This is a genomic window from Rhizobium mayense (assembly GCF_030272705.1).
In the GTDB taxonomy this organism is placed as follows: domain Bacteria; phylum Pseudomonadota; class Alphaproteobacteria; order Rhizobiales; family Rhizobiaceae; genus Rhizobium; species Rhizobium mayense.
Map to the genome: position 1 here is coordinate 37,454 of NZ_JARFYM010000005.1, position 16,032 is coordinate 53,485.

The 16,032-nt window shown below is 62.0% G+C and carries 16 protein-coding genes; 6 read left to right on the top strand and 10 right to left on the bottom strand.

What is annotated here, in order from left to right; genetic code table 11:
* Window positions 1-109 precede the first annotated feature (109 nt).
* Complete coding sequence (locus PY649_RS08980; RefSeq protein ID WP_285867944.1) at window positions 110-1,015, top strand: LysR family transcriptional regulator; 906 nt, start codon at window positions 110-112, stop codon at window positions 1,013-1,015.
* Here the strand turns inward: PY649_RS08980 and PY649_RS08985 are convergent, their stop codons facing one another.
* Entirely contained in the window at window positions 1,016-1,891 is an 876-nt protein-coding gene (locus tag PY649_RS08985; protein ID WP_285867946.1) for a LysR family transcriptional regulator, read from the bottom strand.
* A gap of 158 nt (window positions 1,892-2,049) precedes the next feature.
* Between PY649_RS08985 and PY649_RS08990 the strand changes: the two genes are divergently transcribed.
* The 5 genes from PY649_RS08990 (at window position 2,050) to PY649_RS09010 (ending at window position 5,030) form a co-directional block, all read left to right on the top strand.
* A complete protein-coding gene (locus PY649_RS08990; protein ID WP_432761344.1) occupies window positions 2,050-3,270 on the top strand; it encodes an MFS transporter in 1,221 nt (406 codons plus the stop codon).
* 22 nt (window positions 3,271-3,292) lie between these two features.
* Window positions 3,293-3,679: a VOC family protein gene (locus tag PY649_RS08995; RefSeq protein ID WP_285867949.1), complete on the top strand. Its 387-nt coding sequence runs from the start codon at window positions 3,293-3,295 to the stop codon at window positions 3,677-3,679.
* Window positions 3,680-3,809: 130 nt separating this feature from the next.
* The gene (locus PY649_RS09000) at window positions 3,810-4,154 is read left to right on the top strand and encodes an ArsR/SmtB family transcription factor (RefSeq protein ID WP_285867950.1); all 345 of its coding nucleotides are present in this window, start codon (window positions 3,810-3,812) and stop codon (window positions 4,152-4,154) included.
* Window positions 4,138-4,620, top strand: coding sequence for an SRPBCC family protein (locus PY649_RS09005; RefSeq protein ID WP_285867953.1), 483 nt, complete (start codon window positions 4,138-4,140; stop codon window positions 4,618-4,620). Before PY649_RS09000 ends, PY649_RS09005 begins: the two co-directional genes overlap by 17 nt.
* 5 nt (window positions 4,621-4,625) lie before the next feature.
* A complete protein-coding gene (locus PY649_RS09010; RefSeq protein ID WP_285867955.1) occupies window positions 4,626-5,030 on the top strand; it encodes a GFA family protein in 405 nt (134 codons plus the stop codon).
* 9 nt (window positions 5,031-5,039) lie between these two features.
* Here PY649_RS09010 and PY649_RS09015 read toward each other — a convergent pair whose 3' ends face one another.
* The 9 genes from PY649_RS09015 to ubiE all read right to left on the bottom strand — a co-directional run bounded on the left by PY649_RS09015 (window position 5,040) and on the right by ubiE (window position 15,856).
* Entirely contained in the window at window positions 5,040-5,708 is a 669-nt protein-coding gene (locus tag PY649_RS09015; protein ID WP_285867956.1) for a spermidine synthase, read from the bottom strand.
* A 126-nt stretch (window positions 5,709-5,834) separates the two neighbouring features.
* A complete protein-coding gene (gene ertB / locus PY649_RS09020) occupies window positions 5,835-7,496 on the bottom strand; it encodes a thiourocanate hydratase (RefSeq protein ID WP_285867958.1) in 1,662 nt (553 codons plus the stop codon).
* 39 nt (window positions 7,497-7,535) lie between these two features.
* Complete coding sequence (locus tag PY649_RS09025) at window positions 7,536-7,865, bottom strand: TfoX/Sxy family protein (protein ID WP_285867959.1); 330 nt, start codon at window positions 7,863-7,865, stop codon at window positions 7,536-7,538.
* 18 nt (window positions 7,866-7,883) lie between these two features.
* Window positions 7,884-8,984, bottom strand: coding sequence for a thiohydantoin desulfurase (ertC, locus tag PY649_RS09030; protein ID WP_285867960.1), 1,101 nt, complete (start codon window positions 8,982-8,984; stop codon window positions 7,884-7,886).
* 3 nt (window positions 8,985-8,987) lie between these two features.
* Window positions 8,988-10,262: a Zn-dependent hydrolase gene (locus PY649_RS09035; protein ID WP_285867961.1), complete on the bottom strand. Its 1,275-nt coding sequence runs from the start codon at window positions 10,260-10,262 to the stop codon at window positions 8,988-8,990.
* Window positions 10,259-11,644, bottom strand: coding sequence for a hydantoin-5-propionate amidohydrolase (gene ertD, locus PY649_RS09040; RefSeq protein WP_285867962.1), 1,386 nt, complete (start codon window positions 11,642-11,644; stop codon window positions 10,259-10,261). The genes PY649_RS09035 and ertD overlap by 4 nt, the downstream gene beginning before the upstream one ends.
* A 27-nt stretch (window positions 11,645-11,671) precedes the next feature.
* Window positions 11,672-13,255: an aromatic amino acid lyase gene (locus PY649_RS09045; protein ID WP_285867963.1), complete on the bottom strand. Its 1,584-nt coding sequence runs from the start codon at window positions 13,253-13,255 to the stop codon at window positions 11,672-11,674.
* A gap of 187 nt (window positions 13,256-13,442) precedes the next feature.
* Window positions 13,443-15,017 (bottom strand): 2-polyprenylphenol 6-hydroxylase, encoded by a 1,575-nt coding sequence (gene ubiB / locus PY649_RS09050; protein WP_285867964.1) that lies wholly within the window; start codon window positions 15,015-15,017, stop codon window positions 13,443-13,445.
* A 62-nt stretch (window positions 15,018-15,079) separates the two neighbouring features.
* Window positions 15,080-15,856, bottom strand: coding sequence for a bifunctional demethylmenaquinone methyltransferase/2-methoxy-6-polyprenyl-1,4-benzoquinol methylase UbiE (gene ubiE, locus PY649_RS09055; RefSeq protein WP_285867965.1), 777 nt, complete (start codon window positions 15,854-15,856; stop codon window positions 15,080-15,082).
* Window positions 15,857-16,032: the final 176 nt, after the last annotated feature.

Here is a 16,032-nt window from a genome sequence, read left to right on the forward strand (position 1 = left end):
CTAAGTGGGGGACGTGTTTGTTGTTCCGTCCGATTTGCAGAGAATGGTGTTTTTCGATCGTTCGGATTAGTCTTTAAATCATGGAACTCGAATTCGGAATTGCCGAACAATGCTCAAGATTGAAGGAATCGCTGCTTTTGTGGCCGTTGCCGAAGCGGGATCGATCAGCGAAGCCGCGCGGCGGCTGCGTCTGTCGAAATCCGTCGTCAGCGAGCGGTTGGCGGAGATGGAGAAAACACTCGGCGCTACATTGCTGCATCGCACGACGCGTAAGCTGACCTTGACCGAAGATGGTCTCGCTTTCCTGGAGCGTGCATCGCGCATCGTGCATGAGGTGCGGGAGGCGGCGGCCGATCTGGCAGAGCGGCGGGGCACGCTGACGGGCCCCCTGCGCATTGCCGCCCCCGTCACCTTCGGCCGCATGCATCTCGGCCCGGCGCTCTATCCTTTCCTGGCCGATCATCCAGAAATCGAGCTGACGCTCGATCTCGACGACCGGCGTGTCGACGCGTCCTCGGACGGCTATGACGCCATCGTCCGCCATGGGCCGATTGCGGATTCACGCCTCGTTGCCTGGAAGCTCGCACCCAGCCGCCGGCTTCTCATCGCATCGCCGGACTATCTCAAGAGCAACGGCATGCCGGCGTCGCTGGAGGACCTTGGGGATCATCGAGGGATATTCTATACCAACCGCGGTGTTGCCGATTGGCGGTTCCAGGGGCCGGAAGGTCCCGTAGTCATCAGGGGAAAACTGGCGCTCGGCATCAACAATGGCGACGTGTGCCGTGATGCGGCAATCGCCGGGCTGGGCATTGCGCTGCTGCCCGCCTTCATTGTCGGTCCGGCGATCAACGAAGGGCTGCTCGTCGAAATCGATGTTGGCTACCGGCCGGAAGCCGAATTCATCTTCATGGCGCATCCCGAGGGGCGCAATCCCTCGGCAAAGCTGCGCGCCATCGCCGATCACCTGAAGAAGACATTCGGCGACCCTCCCTATTGGGACCCGGCTGCATAGTCAGGCGATCAGGCTCATCAGATTGGCCGCGACCGGCGAACGCTGCGCCTTGAGGATGGCGAGCCCCAGTCGCGCCACCAGTGGCGGTCCGTCGATCGGGCGATAGGCGACGCCGTCAAGATTGATCTGGGCGACCGAAGCGGGAACGATGGAGACCCCGAGATTGGCGGCGACGAGATTGACGACGGAAGGGATCTGCGGCGCCTCCTGTGTCACCACCAATTCGAAGCCGGCTTCGCGGCAGGCAGCGACGATATCGTCATAGAGACTTAAACCCACCATGCGCGGGAAGAGGATGAAGGGCTCGCTCGCGAGCGCGGCGACCGGAACGCGGTCCTTGCCTGCAAGCGGATGGTGGGCGGGCAGCGCGATCAGCATCGGCTCGTCGGCAAAGCGCTTGAGCCGCACGTCGCGTGGGTCTTCGAGGCCGGGGCGAATGAAGGCGGCGTCGATCTCGCCACGCATCAGCCGTTCCATCAGCGCATTGGTGTTCATCTCGGTCAGCGACAGGCGCACCCCTGGCCAGCGACTGCGGAATTCGCGAATGGTGGCGGTGACGATCGTGTTGAAGGCCGAGGATGCGGTGAAGCCGAGCGCCAAGCGGCCGATCTCGCCGCGATTGGCACGCTGGGCGGCAAGCTTTGCCTTTTCCGCTGCATCGACCGCCGTTCTTGCCTCAGCCAGAAAGGCCACGCCCGCTGCCGTGAGCTCCGCACCATGCGGCACACGGTGGAACAGTTGTGCTCCCACCTCGTTTTCCAGGTCGCGAATCTGTTGGCTCAGCGGCGGCTGGCCGATGCCAAGCTTGGCGGCCGCACGGGTGAAGTTTCCCGCTTCCGCGAGCGCCAGAAAATAGCGGATATGTCGTAGCTCCATCGCTATCTCCAAAACCTATCAAGATCGCCTGTTCCATATATTGGACTAATAGAGCGCGCCTGACTAGATTTGTCGGCAAGAAAGGTTGTGTGTCCATGTCCCGCGCCGCTAACAAGCAGGAAACCACTGCTTCCGAAGTCGCCTCCCGTGCTGAACTGATGCTCGTCAAGAACGAGCCGCCGGCTGAATCTCGCCAATTCCTTGTACGCGGCACGCCTGCCTTCCGCCGGGCGACCATCGCGCTGTTTCTCTCGGGCTTTGCCACCTTCTCGCTGCTCTATTGCGTGCAACCCCTGATGCCGATCTTCTCCGAGGATTTTGGTGTCACACCCGCTGCAAGCTCGTTGTCGCTATCGCTTTCGACCGGCTTCCTGGCCTTTGCGATTTTCGGTGCCGCTGCCGTTTCCGAAAGCCTCGGCCGCCGCAGCCTGATGTTCATATCGCTGCTGGGCGCGGCAATCTGTACGATAGTCTGCGCGGTGTCGCCGAGCTGGCACATGCTGCTGGTCGCCCGCGCGCTCGAGGGCTTCCTGCTAGGTGGCGTGCCGGCCGTCGCTATGACCTATCTGGCCGAGGAGATCGAGCCGCGCGGTCTTGGCGGCGCAATGGGCCTCTATATCGCCGGCAACGCCTTCGGTGGCATGGCCGGCCGCGTGGTGACGGGTACGATCGCGGAATTCCTGAGCTGGCGGCCAGCACTGGCCGCCGTCGGCGTTCTCGGCTTGATCGCCGCTGTCGGCTTCCTTTGTCTTCTGCCGCCGTCGCGCAATTTTATCCCGCGCAACGGCTTCGATGCCGCCTTTCACCTGAAGGCCTGGGGTGGTCATTTCGGCAATCCGGCGCTGCCTCCGCTATTTGCCATCGGCTTTCTCGTCATGGGCTCCTTCGTCACGGTCTATAACTATGCCGGTTTCCGCCTCGTCGCCGATCCCTACGACCTCAGCCAGACCGAACTTGGCCTGATCTTCACCGCCTATCTCTTCGGCATCGTCGCCTCCTGGGCGGCGGGTCTCCTCGGCGATCGCATCGGTCATTTCGTCGTGCTGCCTGCAGGTGTGCTGGTTGCCGCACTCGGTGCCGCTATTACGCTCGCGACGCCGCTGCCATTGGTCATCCTCGGCATCGTTCTGGTGACGATCGGCTTCTTCGTCACCCATTCCGTCGCCAGCGCCCTGGTCGGGCGCCTTGCCCGGGGAGCCAAAGGCCATGCCTCCTCGCTCTACCTGCTCGCCTATTATCTCGGCTCCAGCATTGCCGGCTCCGTCGGCGGCTCTTTCTGGCTTGCCGACGGCTGGTCCGCCGTGGTTACCTTCATTCTCGCCATGCTGACCGCCTGCCTTGTTGCCGCGTTTGGTGTCGCCAGGCTGGCGCGCCACTGAGCAATGATATTCGAGGTTCACGATGATCCGCATCGACCATCTCGACCATCTGGTGCTGACGGTCGCCAGCATTGAGGAGAGCTGTGCATTCTACGCCCGTGTCCTCGGCATGGGCGTGGAAACCTTTGGCGCGGGCCGCAAGGCCCTGACCTTCGGCAATCAGAAGATCAACCTGCATCAGGCGGGACACGAATTCGAGCCAAAGGCCAAGCGCCCGACGCCAGGTTCCGCCGATCTCTGCTTCATTAGCCAGACACCGATCGACGACGTGATTGCTCACTTGAGGGCCGAGGGTGTTGCAGTGGAGGAGGGCCCCGTTCGCCGCACGGGTGCCGCTGGCGCAATTCTCTCAGTCTATTTCCGCGATCCGGACGATAACCTGATCGAAGTCTCCAATGCCATTTCCTGAAATTTGGCGCGCCGCATCATCGGCATTCCCTTGCAAAGCTAGCTCAGCCCACTTTCGAGCCGCTTGACATGCAGCGCTGTCAGCGTTATTAAACCAATAAGTTAATTAACTAGATGGTTTACGATTAGCCATGGACACGTTGAGCATGACCCTGTCCGCTCTTGCAGATCCGACCCGTCGGGCGATTCTGGCGCGGCTCGCAACCGGCGAAGCGTCCGTTTCCGAGCTGGCGGAACCTTTCGACATGTCGCTGGTTGCCGTTTCCAAACATCTGAAGGTGCTGGAGAAAGCCGGCCTGATCTCAAAGGGCAGGGAAGCGCAATGGCGTCCCTGTCGGCTGGAAACCAAACCGCTCATGCAAGTGGATGATTGGTTGGAAGGCTATCGCCAGTTCTGGAACGAAAATCTGGATCGTCTGGAAGCATACGCCGCAGCCTTGCAACAGGAAGGAGGAGCTGATGACCGCAGCAAATGAGATCAGGAGACCGCATCCACTGCGCGAAATTGTGCTGACGCGCGACATTGCGGCACCTCGCACATTGCTGTTCCGCCTCTGGACCGAGCCAGAGCATCTGGTGCGTTGGTGGGGTCCGCAAAACATGACGGCGCCGTCCGTCTCCGTCGACCTCAAGGAAGGGGGCTCCTGGCGGCACTGCATCCTCACACCAGAGGGCAAGGAATATTGGAGCCATGGGCGCTATCTCGAAATCGTCCCGCCCGAACGCCTCGTCTTCACGTTCTCCTGGGAAAGTCAGGACGGCAAACCCGGCCACCCGATGCAGGTTACCTTGGAATTCCATGAGCTTGGCGAGAAGACGCGCCTGGTCTTCCGCAAGAGCGAACTGCCCGACGATACCGAGCTGAAGCTGCAGACCGGCGGCTGGGAGCAGGCCCTCGACAAATATGTCGCCTATGCGGAAGCCACCTCAAGGGAAGGATGAGCGTGATGAAGAAGACCTATCATGGAAGCTGCCATTGCGGCGCAGTCAGCTACGAAGCCGATCTGGACCTGCAAGGCGGCACCTTCAAATGCAATTGCTCGATCTGTAAGAAGAAGCGCAACTGGCTAGCCGTCGCCAAGCCCGCCGATTTCCGGCTGACTTCGGGCGAAGACAACATCGGCGAATATCAATTCGGCCCGCGCATCCTGCATCATCTGTTCTGCAAGACTTGCGGCATCAGCTCCTTCAACTGGGGTGAGAATCCGGCGCTCGGCGGCAAGTTCTATGCAATCAGCATCAGCTGTCTGGACGATGCCACCGACGAGGAACTCGCTGCCCTTCCCGTCGGCTATTTCGACGGCCGCGATGATCGCTTCGATCGTGCACCGGAGGAAACGCGTTATCTCTAAAGCGCAGGCTTAGCTTTTTGTCGCCAGCCAGATGACATGACGCGCGCCTGTCTTGCCATTGGCGCGGGTGTTGACCGCCTCGGCGGAGAAACCGCTGTCGTTGAGCCGTCTCGTGAAGTCCCGGTCGGGACCGGAAGACCAGACCGCTAGTACGCCGCCGGGACGCAGGGCGTCCCGCGCCGCCTTCAGGCCTCGGTAATCGTAAAGACCATCGTTGGCTTCGGAGGTGATGCCATCGGGGCCGTTGTCGACATCGAGCAGGATTGCGTCGTAAGTCGCCTTGCTTGCGCGGATGAGCGGGCGCACATCGCCCTCATGAATGGTAACGCGCGGGTCGTCGAGGCAGCCGTCGAAGACCGTCGCCATCGGCCCGCGCGCCCATGAAACGACAGCCGGAACCAGTTCAGCGACCGCAACTTTGGCGTCCGCGCCGAGTTCGCCGAGTGCCGCACGCAAGGTGAATCCCATGCCGAGGCCGCCGATCAGTATGTGCGGCGCCTTCCGGCCCTTGATCTTCTCGCAGGAAAGCGTGGCAAGCGCGCGTTCGGAGCCGCTCAAGCGGCTGTTCATCAGCTCGTTGGTGCCGAGCATGATGGAAAATTCCTGGCCACGCTGTTTGAGCCGTAGCTCGCCTCCACCAGGGATTTTCGCAGTATCGAGCAAGGTCCAGGGGATCACGGGCAACTCTCCAAAGCAATTCCGGGAAAAGTGCGTGAGCCGTTTTCCGCCCGGAATTGCGTCTAAAATAGGTCGTTTCGAATTGCGCGGACCATAGTCCGTCAGAGTCGCTAAGAACAGACGTGCTTATCCGAGGCGGATATAGGGCACATCCTTTTTCGCAACTTCGTCCAGCGCTTCCTCGTAGCCGGCATCGGCATAGCGCATGACGCCGAGCGCTGTGTCGTTGGTCAGAGCGTGATCAAGCCGTTCGTCGGCGGCAGGCGTGCCGTCGGCGACCACGGTAACGCCGCAGCTCGTCATGTAGCCGGCATAGCCTCCGCCGCCGGAATGGACGACGACGAGATCGGCCATGGACGAGCAGAGCATCATGGCGTCGATCAGCGGCCAGTCGGCGATGGCGTCGGAGCCATCTTTCATGCGCTCGGTCATGATGTTGGGATGGGCCATGGCGCCGGCATCGAGGTGGTCACGCGAGAAGGCGATCGGTCCCTTCAGCTCACCGCCCGCGACAAGTTCGTTGACGCGGCCGGCAAGTGCCGTGCGCTCGCCGTGGCCAAGCCAGGCGATGCGCGCCGGCAGCCCTTCGAACGGCACATGCTGGCGGGCAAGACGGATCCAGTTGGTGATGATCTTATTGTCGGGGAACATTTCCAGGAGCAGATCGTCGATGCGGGCGATATCGCTCTCCTCACCCGAGAGCGCCATCCAACGGAACGGACCGATGGCGCGGCAGAAGAGCGGCCGCAGATAGGCTTCGGTGAAGATTGGGATGTCGAAGGCGTTGGCGACGCCGCCTTCCTTCGCCTGGGTGCGGATCAGATTGCCGTTGTCGAAGACTTCGGAGCCCTTTTTCTGGAAGTCCAGCATGGCCTTCACATGCTCGACGATCGAGGCGCGGCTTGCCGCCATGAGCTGGCCCTGGCCGTCATCGCGCAAATCCTTGACCTGCTGCAGGCTCATGCCCTTCGGCACATAGCCATAGACGAGATCGTGCGCCGAGGTCTGGTCGGTGACGATATCGGGCACGATGCCGCGCCGGGCGATCTCGGGATAGACCTCGGCCGCATTCCCAACCAGGCCGACGGAAAGCGCCCGCTTATCCTTTACTGCGGCATCGATCATCGCAAGGGCCGAATCCAGATCCGGCGCGATCTCCTGAAGATAGCCGATCTGCTGGCGCTTTTTCGCCCGCTTGGCATCGATGTCAACGCAGAGGATCGCAGCACCCGCCATGCGTCCGGCCAGCGGCTGTGCACCGCCCATGCCGCCGAGGCCGGCGGTGAGCACGAAACGGCCGAAGAGATCGCCGCCGAAGCGGCGTTCCGCGATGCGCATGAAGATTTCGTAGGTGCCCTGGATCACGCCCTGGCTTCCGATATATTGCCATGCGCCTGCCGTCAGCCCGCCCCAGCAGATCAGCCCCTTGCGCTGTAGCTCATAGAAGACCTCGGCCTTCGCCCATTGCCCGACGATGTTGCAGTTTGCCATGATGACGAGCGGCGCTTTGTCGTGCGTGCGCACCAGCCCGATCGGCTTGCCGGACTGGATGAGGAGGGTCTGGTTCTCATCCATCTCGGTCAGCGCCTTCACGATGCCCTTATGCGCCGCCCAGTTGCGGGCCGCTTTGCCGAGGGCGGCGTAGACAACAAGGTTGTCCGGGTCCTCGCCAACCGAGAGCACGTTTTCGAGCAGGCGCAGCAGCGCTTCCTGCCGCCAACCCTTGGCGCGCAGCTCCGGGCCGCCCGGAATGGGAAATCTCGGGTGACGTGGATTGGCTTTCGGCATGGAATTCCCTTCCCTCATTGATCGTTGTTTCGGCGGCCGCTACTTCGCCGGCAGGCCTTCGACGAAATTCAGCGCGGCCAAAAGCAGCCGTTTGCGCAGCATGTCATTGCCATAGGCCTTGGGCCCCGCGCGCACCCATCCCTGTATCTCGCGGCTGCCATGCAGCATCGGATTGATATCGGCCTGCTCCAGCGCCCAAGCGTCGTTGCCCTTGCCAAGGCGCACCAGCATCCCGTCCTCGCGGGCGCCGCAAAGCAAGTTGCCGTTGAGCAGAAGGGCCCAGCCGCCGAACATCGCTTTTTCGCTGAGCCCCGGCCGTTGCCCGAGCTCCTCCCTCAGCAATTCCTCAAGACCTGCGTCGCGGGCCATCGTCTCCTCCCGTTGCTGTCAGCCTTTCTTGCCAGCGAGGGCGTATTTTGCGATCTCGATACCCATCGCCTTTTCGACAGAGGGGTATACGGTCGGATCAAGCACGCTGGCGGAAAGCGGAATAATATCCATCGGCACATGCAGAATGAAGACGTGCATGCCCTCATGCAGTTGGCCGACGCTCAAGGGTTCACCCTCCGGCGATAGCGTGGTGATGACCGAGGGGAAGGTCGCCAGACGCTTGCCGCCGGCATCCTCGACGGCCATGTACTCGTTCATCACATGCATGGTGACGGCCTTCTCGCCGGACCCGACCGTGATGGTGCCGATGTCGAAGGCTTCCTTGGTATAGACCACATCCTTCTTGCCAATCGTGCCTTCGGCAAGAATGTGGCCGCCGGTTGTCTTGCAGATGGCGTCAATGACGGCGCTGCCGCCCTTCTTTTCCGCCTCGATGATCGCTTCTCCGAGCGATAGCGCCATGGAGATGCCGCCAAGTGCCGCATGCGTGCGGACATAGGAAGCGCGCAGCGGATTGCGGCAGGAGGCGATGAAGCCGCCGGACTGGTCGGATGCCGCGCGCAGGATCGGCGATATCTTCGCCGTCGCACCTTTGACCACCAGCTCGATATAGCGGTTTTCGGCGCGATTGCCGCCGACCGCCGTCTGGATCATCTGCTCGGGCGAGCCCGCCATGCCGATCGAGCCCATGTCGCCGGTCGGATGCGCGCGGATGTCGCCGACGGCGTCGACAACCTTTGTACCGAGAACGGCCGACGGCAGCCAGCCGTTCAGCGTCGAAGAGCGGCCGTTCTGGCCGATGATCAGGCCGGAAAGCGTCTCGCCGAGTTCGTCCTGCAGCAGCTGTACCGCCTTCACATAGTCGATGCCCTGCATCTCCCAAGGCGTGGTCGACGCCGGCGCACCGATGGCGGCGGCCGTTGCGATCCAGTCGTTGTCACCGAGTTCTTCGATCGATACCAACTCCGGCTTGCCGACATTGACTGCCGCATAGCCGAGCATGCGGCCGTGATCGGCCCAACCGCCGCCGCCGGCCGCATAAACGGAGCCGCCCTTGACGGCCGCTTCCACATCCTTGGCAACGAGCACGCGTCCCATTGGCTACTCCCGGTTCTGTTTGAGGTTCTTATCCATGTCACGCACCGCTTCGAAAAGAACGGCGGCACCCATGGCGATGTCGTCATTCTCCGCCCATTCCTCAGCGCAATGGCTGCGGCCTTCCTTGCAGGGCACGAAGATCATTGCTGCCGGCGCGACCTTGGCGATCCAGGCGGTGTCGTGACCAGCACCGGAGGCCATGCGGCGATGCTTTGCGCCAACCGTATCGCAGGCCCGTTCCAGCGTCTCGAGCAGCACGGGAGCACCCGGCGTCGGCATGTTATCGGAGACGCGGAGGGGCGGTTTGATGGTGACACCATGATCCGCGGCGATCTTTTGCACGGCATTATCGATCCAGGCCAGGAAATCTTCCATGTCGCTACGGATTTCGGCACGGCCGTCGATCAACAGCACGACTTTCGATGGCACGACATTAGCGGCATTCGGCTCGATGCGGAATTCGCCAACCGTTGCGGCGAAATGGCCCGGTGTTTTGGCCTGGTCGGCGGCTCGGCTCCGAATGTCGAGCACGAGCTGCGAGGCCGCGACCAGCGCATCCGCACGTCGGTCCATCGGCGTCGTGCCTGCATGGTCGGCGCGACCTTCCACGGTGATCTCGATGCGGGTGATGCCGGCGATTGCGGTGACGATGCCGATATCCTTATTCTCTGCTTCCAGCACCGGACCCTGCTCGATATGCAGTTCCAGGAAGCCGGCAAGATCTGGGCGCTTCTGGGCAAGCAACACTGACGGGTTGCCGCCGACTTCGGCGATACCCTGCGAAAGCGTGCGGTCGCCGCTGGTGCGACCAAGCCACGCCTCGGGAATCTGCCCAGTCATGCCGCGGCTGCCGATGCAGGAGACACCGAAGATGCTGACTTCCTCGGCCAGGAAATCGACGATCTCTAGGTCATGGTCGAGCTCGATGCCGCGATCTCTGAGGGAGCGGGCGATTTCCAGCGCCGAGATCGTGCCGGCAATACCATCGAAGCGGCCGCCATCAGGCACGGTGTCGGAATGCGAGCCGACCATGATCGTGCCGAGGCCGGGTTTCGCGCCGGCGCGACGGCCGATCAGGTTGCCGCCGGCATCGATGCGTGTTTCCAGGCCCGCCGCCTTCATCCGCGCCTCGATATAGGCACGACCTTCCAGAAACAGCGGCGAGAAAGCGCGGCGCGTCCAGGGGTGGTCGGGCTCGGTGATCCCGGCAAGCGCGTCGATATCTTCGGCAATGCGATCGGCGTTGACGGGTAGATTGTGGCGTTTTGATTGGTTCATTGTAGGGCCTCTCCGGCGATGATCTGGTGGGGAAGCGGGCGAACGAATCTGCCGCTGCCCGGTTCGGCCAGCACTTTGTTTCCGTCGGCAATTTGCTTGCCTCTGAGATAGGCGGCGGATACCGTCCAAGGCAGGCGGATGCCGTTATAGGGGCTCCAGCCGACGACATTATTGCCGCTAGAAGCGGCGGTGTAGACGGTTTCGCGTGGCTCCAGCACGACGATGTCGGCATCCTTGCCCGGAGTCAGCGCGCCCTTGATATGGTCGAGGCGGAAATGTTTGGCGGGATTCTCCGCCATCAGCTTCGCTGCCCAGGTGAGCGGCACGCCTCGCTCCAGCGCGCCTTTAACGAAGAGCGGCACCATGACTTCGAGGCCCGGCACACCCGATGCATTCGCCAGCATGTCCGGATTGGTCTTGCGATTTTCCGACCAGCTGACATGGTCGGTCGAGACCAGCCAGACATTGCCTTCCGCCACCTTGCGCCACAGCGTCTCCACTTCGGCGCGCGGCCGGATCGGCGGGTTGATCTTCGCCTTGCCACCGAGGCGCTTCACGTCGTTTTCCTCGTCCAGCGTCAAATAGTGGATGCAGCACTCGACCGTTGCCTCGAAGCCGTCGCGGCGGTAGGCGCGGGCAATATCGTAGCCGCGGCCGAGCGAGCAATGAACCACATGCGCCGGGCAGCCGGTGCCAGCACCGGTCTCGAAGATCGTGTGCATGGCAAGAAGCTCGGTGATCGGCGGTCGTGACATGCCATGTGCACGATAGTCGGTGATGCCGCTGGCCTTCACCTGCTCCATATAGGTCCGAACCGCTTCATCGTCCTCGTTATGCACGCCGGCCGTCAAACCCGTCGGTGCGATCGCTGCGAAGCAGGCGTCGAGCAAGGCAGGCGGGATACGCGGGAAGCGCTTCGGGTCCGTGCCGAATGTCGAAAATTTGAAGGCGGCGACGCCGGCCTCGACCATTTCGCGAATACGTGCGGGGCCTTCCTCCGGGTCGACCGTGCCGTAAAGCGCGAAGTCGACGCGCGCCTGCGGAGAGGCATGGTCGATCTTCCTCTTCACCGCTGCCGCCGAACAGACGAGATTGCCCTCGTCATAGGGCATGTCGACGATGGTAGTGACGCCGCCGGCCGCTGCCGAGCGCGTCGACCAGATGAAGTCTTCCTGATCCTTCTGAGAGAGGGAATGCACCTGCGCATCGATCGCACCGGGCAGGATCAGCGCTTTTCCGAGGAGATGCCGTGCGCGCGCCGCGGGTGGGATGCCGACGCCGATCTGGGCAATCTTGCCGTCACGAACGGCGACATAACCCTCCTCCACGACGCGTTCCGGCAGAACCACGGTGCCCTGCAAAACGAGATCGAAGTCAGCCATATCCAGTCTCTCCGTTCACCCGTTTGTTCAGATCGCGACAGCGTCGCGATAAAGTCGCTCTTCAACCCGCTCCAGCGAGCCGAGGGCGAAGAAATCATCATAGGCGAGGATCGGTGCGTGGGCGATCATTTCGGACACGAAGGCCTCTGAACCCAGTTCTTCTTCGATCGCTTCGACCTCGGCCGAAAGCGGCCGGTCGACGACGTAGAACTCGGCATGTTTGCGCACGACATCGTAAAGCATGCGGGCCACACCCTCCGGCTTGTCGCCGAGAATGTCGATTGCCTGTGCCGAGAGCAGCGCTTCCAGCGCCGCAAGGCGTTTCAAGGCGCGCATTTGCCGCTCGAAACGTTCGATGACCAGCGGCAGGAAGGCGGCTTCGTCCTCCATGCCGGCGGCGACCACCAGCGACTGCGCCGAGACCGGATTGGACATGGAGAGCACCCGCGAGAAGATTTCGCCGGCAAGCTTGATGATCGGGCCGAAGCCGGTAGCGATCTTGCCTTCGGGCACCAGATTGACCGGCAGGCCGCGTCGCTGGCCATTGCCGAGCAGGACGCAGCGATTGAAGGCATTGCGCGCTGCATGCGCCATGCAGATGACCGCAGACTCGAGCAGGATCGTCACATCGAGCGGCAGCGAACCGCCCGACGTCATGACCCGACCGTCGACGATGACGGGGTTATCGTCAGAGCGGCCGGTCGCGGCCAGGATCTTGTGGCCGGCAGTCAGCAGATTTTCGATCACCGCGCCGAAAACCTGGCCGATCATGCGCAAACTCAAGGGATCCTGCACATGCGTCGCGACGGGCCAAGGCCATTCTTCGGAGGCATTGCAGAGCCATGAGCCGATCAGCGCTTCGCGCGCAGTGCCGACATGGCGCACCGCATGCCAGGGATCACGCGAGGCACCAAGCGCGCCGGCCGCCATCATGCCGGTCGCGAGCAGCACGCGGATCGAGGAGGCGGCGTTGCGGGTCGTCTCGGCCGCTGCTGCGAAACTGACGGCATTGACGCTGAGCGAAGCCAGGCTGTCGCGCGGCAGCATTCTCACCGGACTGATGCCGGCGGCGGCGAACGCATCGGCCGCCTGCATGCGCCGGCCGTGATAGACGGCCTCGCCGACCCCGGTCAGCACGGCGCCGATCTGGCCCATCAGGCCGATATCGGCACAGCCGATCGAGCCGGTACGACGAACGACGGGAATAACGTCCGCATGCAGAAGCTGCAGATAGGCGTCGATCAGCTCCGGCGAGCAGCCGACCCGGCCGGTCAGCGCCGTATTGACGCGGATCGCCATGGCATTGCGCACGACGGACATGGAAAAGGGAGCGCCGGTGCCGAAATGATGCGCACGCACCAGACCGAGATTAAAAGTGTCGAGATCCTCGGGTGACCACTCCACATCCTTCATCGCCCCGACACCGGTGGTCGAGCCGTAGACGGGCATACCGGACTCGATCGTGCTTTCGAGAACCTCGCGCGCCGCGCGCACGCGTGCCAGGCCGGTTTCCGATGCCGTGGGCATCACGACGCCAGCGCCGATCCGCACCAGATCGCTGAACCCCAAGGGCTGTCCGGTGAGTTCGATGCCGGCCTTCTGACGCTCCATTTTGCTGTTCTCCTTTCCCGCAAGGCTATGCGAGCGCCATTGATTTTGGGATATCCCAAATGACGAACACCTGCCGCACACATATGCAAAAGCACACGCAAAACCTGCCGCAGCGCGTTCAATGACGCACTACAACCGAAAGGGGGAGATATACATTTCCATTAAACGGCATAGCCGTAGAAATAGGTCAGCTCAAATGCCATGCAATATAAAGCAGGGTGAGCGCGATGATCCAGAGCGCCAGGCGTCCCGAACGGCTGTGTTTCGCTTCCGCCTTGCCGATCGCTTCCGCCGTCTGCGGATCGAAGCGCAGGCCGGTTTCGCTCATGGCGAGGAGTTCGTGATGGAATTTTTCGGTCTTGGCAGCGATTTCCGGCGCAGCTTCGGCGAGTTTCACGGCAGCTTTCAAACCGTCGCGCAGGTCGGTAACGATGCGCTTGGGTCCGAGATTGGTGCGGATCCAGTCACCGACGACGGGCTCCGAAGCCTTCCACATATTGAAGCGCGGATTGAGCATGCGCGACACGCCCTCGACCACGACCATGGTCTTCTGCAGCATGACCAGCTCCGGGCGCGTTTCCATATCGAAAAGTTCGGTCACTTCGAAGAGCAGCGTCAGCAGCTTGCCCATGGAGATCGTTTCGGCCGGCTGGCCGTGAATAGGCTCGCCGATGGCGCGGATCGCCTGCGCGAAACTCTCGGTATTATGATGTGCCGGTACATAGCCGGCTTCGAAATGCACCTCGGCAACGCGGACATAGTCGCGGGTGATGAAGCCGAAGAGAATTTCGGCAAGGAAGCGCCGCTCCTTTTTGCCGAGCCGCCCGACGATGCCCATGTCGACGGCCACGATCTCTCCTTCGGCATCGACGAAGAGATTGCCGGGATGCATGTCGGCATGGAAGAAGCCGTCACGCAGCGTATGCCGCAGGAAGGACTGAATCAGCGTATCGGCGAGCACGTTGAGATCGTGGCCGGCCGCCTTCAGCCCCTCGACGTCGGACATCTTGACGCCGTCGATCCACTCCATGGTAATGACGTCGCGGCCGGTGCGCTCCCAATCGACCTTGGGGACGCGGAAGCCGGGATCCTTGCCGGTGTTTTCCGCGATCTCGGACAGTGCTGCAGCCTCGAGGCGCAGATCCATCTCGACCTTGGTCGTCTGCTCCAGCGTCCGCGTCACTTCGACGGGCCTCAGGCGGCGGCTCGACGGCATGAAGCGTTCCTGCAGATGGGCCACAAGATACATCGCCTTGATATCGTTGACGAAACGTTGGCGAACGCCGGGCCGGATCACCTTGACGGCAACGCGCTTGCGGCCTTCCGCCGTCTGCACTTCGGCCGGATGCACCTGCGCAATCGACGCAGCCGCAAAGGGTTCGTCAAAGCTTACATAGAGATCGGCGAGCGAGCGACCGAGCGAACCCTCGATCGCAGCCTTTGCAGCCGCATGTGGAAAGAAAGCCATGCGGTCCTGCAATTGCGACAGGTCGTTGGCCATGTCGACGCCGACGACATCGGGTCGCGTCGCCAGGAATTGGCCGATCTTCACATAGGAAGGCCCGAGGCGCTCCACGGCCTTGGCCAGACGATCGCTGCGCGCCTGGGTCTTGGCGCGTTTGCGGGCAAAAATGCTGACGAAGGATTTCGCAAGGCTGACGGAGGGCGGCAATCCCTCGGAGGGAAGTGCGATGACCACGCCTTCGCGCACCAGCACCCAACCGACCCTGATAAGGCCGAAATATGCGTTGAAAGCACTCATCGGGTCTCAAGGTCTCGCTTGATGCCAGCCGAAAACCGCGTCACATTTTTCGGTATCATGCGTCAGAGCTTCCATCCCGAGTGCAGGGCGGCGATACCGCCCGTATAGTTGGTAAAGCTCACGCGCGAAAAGCCGGCCTCGCGGATCATCGTCGCGAAATCCTGCTGGTTCGGGAATTTGCGGATCGATTCCACCAGATACTGATAGGGTTCGGCATCGCCTGTGATCGCCTTGCCGAACTGCGGAATGGCGTTGAAGGACCACGCATCGTAGACACGATCGAGCAGCGGCAGGTCGACTTCGGAAAATTCCAGCACCAGCAGCCGGCCGCCGCGCCTCAGCACGCGATAGGCTTCCTTCAGCGCCACATCGATATGCGGCACGTTACGGATGCCGAAGGCGATCGTGTAGGCGTCGAAGGAATTGGGCTCGAAGGGCAGTTCCTCGGCGTTGGCCTCGACGAAGGTGAGATTGTCGCTGAGCTTCTTCTTCGCCGCGCGTTCGGCGCCGACGGCAAGCATCGAGCCGTTGATGTCGAGCACGGTCGCATGTGCCAGCCGGTTCGAGGCCTCGACGATACGGAAGGCGATGTCGCCTGTACCGCCGGCGACGTCGAGAACCTTGTAGGCCGGGTCCTTGCGCGGATTGAGCGCGGCGATCATCGCATCCTTCCAGGCCCGGTGCAGGCCCATGGACATGACGTCGTTCATGATGTCGTAGCGCTTGGCGACCTTGTGGAACACCTCGTTGACGAGGCCTTGCTTCTCGCCATCCGCCACTTCGCGGAAGCCATAGGATGTTTCCATGCCGCCATCGGCGGAGGTGCGGCTTTCTGCCATCAGCTCAACTCCGTTACACTACAGCGCCGCGCGTCGCACGTGACGTGCAAAGGTCGCTGTAGCACTTTAAATCTGCTGCATAATTTTATCCTTAAATCGATTCCGACTTAAGGAATTATGCAGTAATAAGCCGCGGACCATAGCGAAATCGCGTTTGCCACGCTATCTCATGAGCT

Coding starts and splice junctions, on each gene's coding strand:
- PY649_RS08980 (WP_285867944.1), top strand. CDS start 110: ATGCTCAAGATTGAAGGAATCGCTGCTTTTGTGGCCGTTGCCGAAGCG.
- PY649_RS08985 (WP_285867946.1), bottom strand. CDS start 1,891: ATGGAGCTACGACATATCCGCTATTTTCTGGCGCTCGCGGAAGCGGGA.
- PY649_RS08990 (WP_432761344.1), top strand. CDS start 2,050: ATGCTCGTCAAGAACGAGCCGCCGGCTGAATCTCGCCAATTCCTTGTA.
- PY649_RS08995 (WP_285867949.1), top strand. CDS start 3,293: ATGATCCGCATCGACCATCTCGACCATCTGGTGCTGACGGTCGCCAGC.
- PY649_RS09000 (WP_285867950.1), top strand. CDS start 3,810: ATGGACACGTTGAGCATGACCCTGTCCGCTCTTGCAGATCCGACCCGT.
- PY649_RS09005 (WP_285867953.1), top strand. CDS start 4,138: ATGACCGCAGCAAATGAGATCAGGAGACCGCATCCACTGCGCGAAATT.
- PY649_RS09010 (WP_285867955.1), top strand. CDS start 4,626: ATGAAGAAGACCTATCATGGAAGCTGCCATTGCGGCGCAGTCAGCTAC.
- ertB (WP_285867958.1), bottom strand. CDS start 7,496: ATGCCGAAAGCCAATCCACGTCACCCGAGATTTCCCATTCCGGGCGGC.
- PY649_RS09025 (WP_285867959.1), bottom strand. CDS start 7,865: ATGGCCCGCGACGCAGGTCTTGAGGAATTGCTGAGGGAGGAGCTCGGG.
- ertC (WP_285867960.1), bottom strand. CDS start 8,984: ATGGGACGCGTGCTCGTTGCCAAGGATGTGGAAGCGGCCGTCAAGGGC.
- PY649_RS09035 (WP_285867961.1), bottom strand. CDS start 10,262: ATGAACCAATCAAAACGCCACAATCTACCCGTCAACGCCGATCGCATT.
- ertD (WP_285867962.1), bottom strand. CDS start 11,644: ATGGCTGACTTCGATCTCGTTTTGCAGGGCACCGTGGTTCTGCCGGAA.
- PY649_RS09045 (WP_285867963.1), bottom strand. CDS start 13,255: ATGGAGCGTCAGAAGGCCGGCATCGAACTCACCGGACAGCCCTTGGGG.
- ubiB (WP_285867964.1), bottom strand. CDS start 15,017: ATGAGTGCTTTCAACGCATATTTCGGCCTTATCAGGGTCGGTTGGGTG.
- ubiE (WP_285867965.1), bottom strand. CDS start 15,856: ATGGCAGAAAGCCGCACCTCCGCCGATGGCGGCATGGAAACATCCTAT.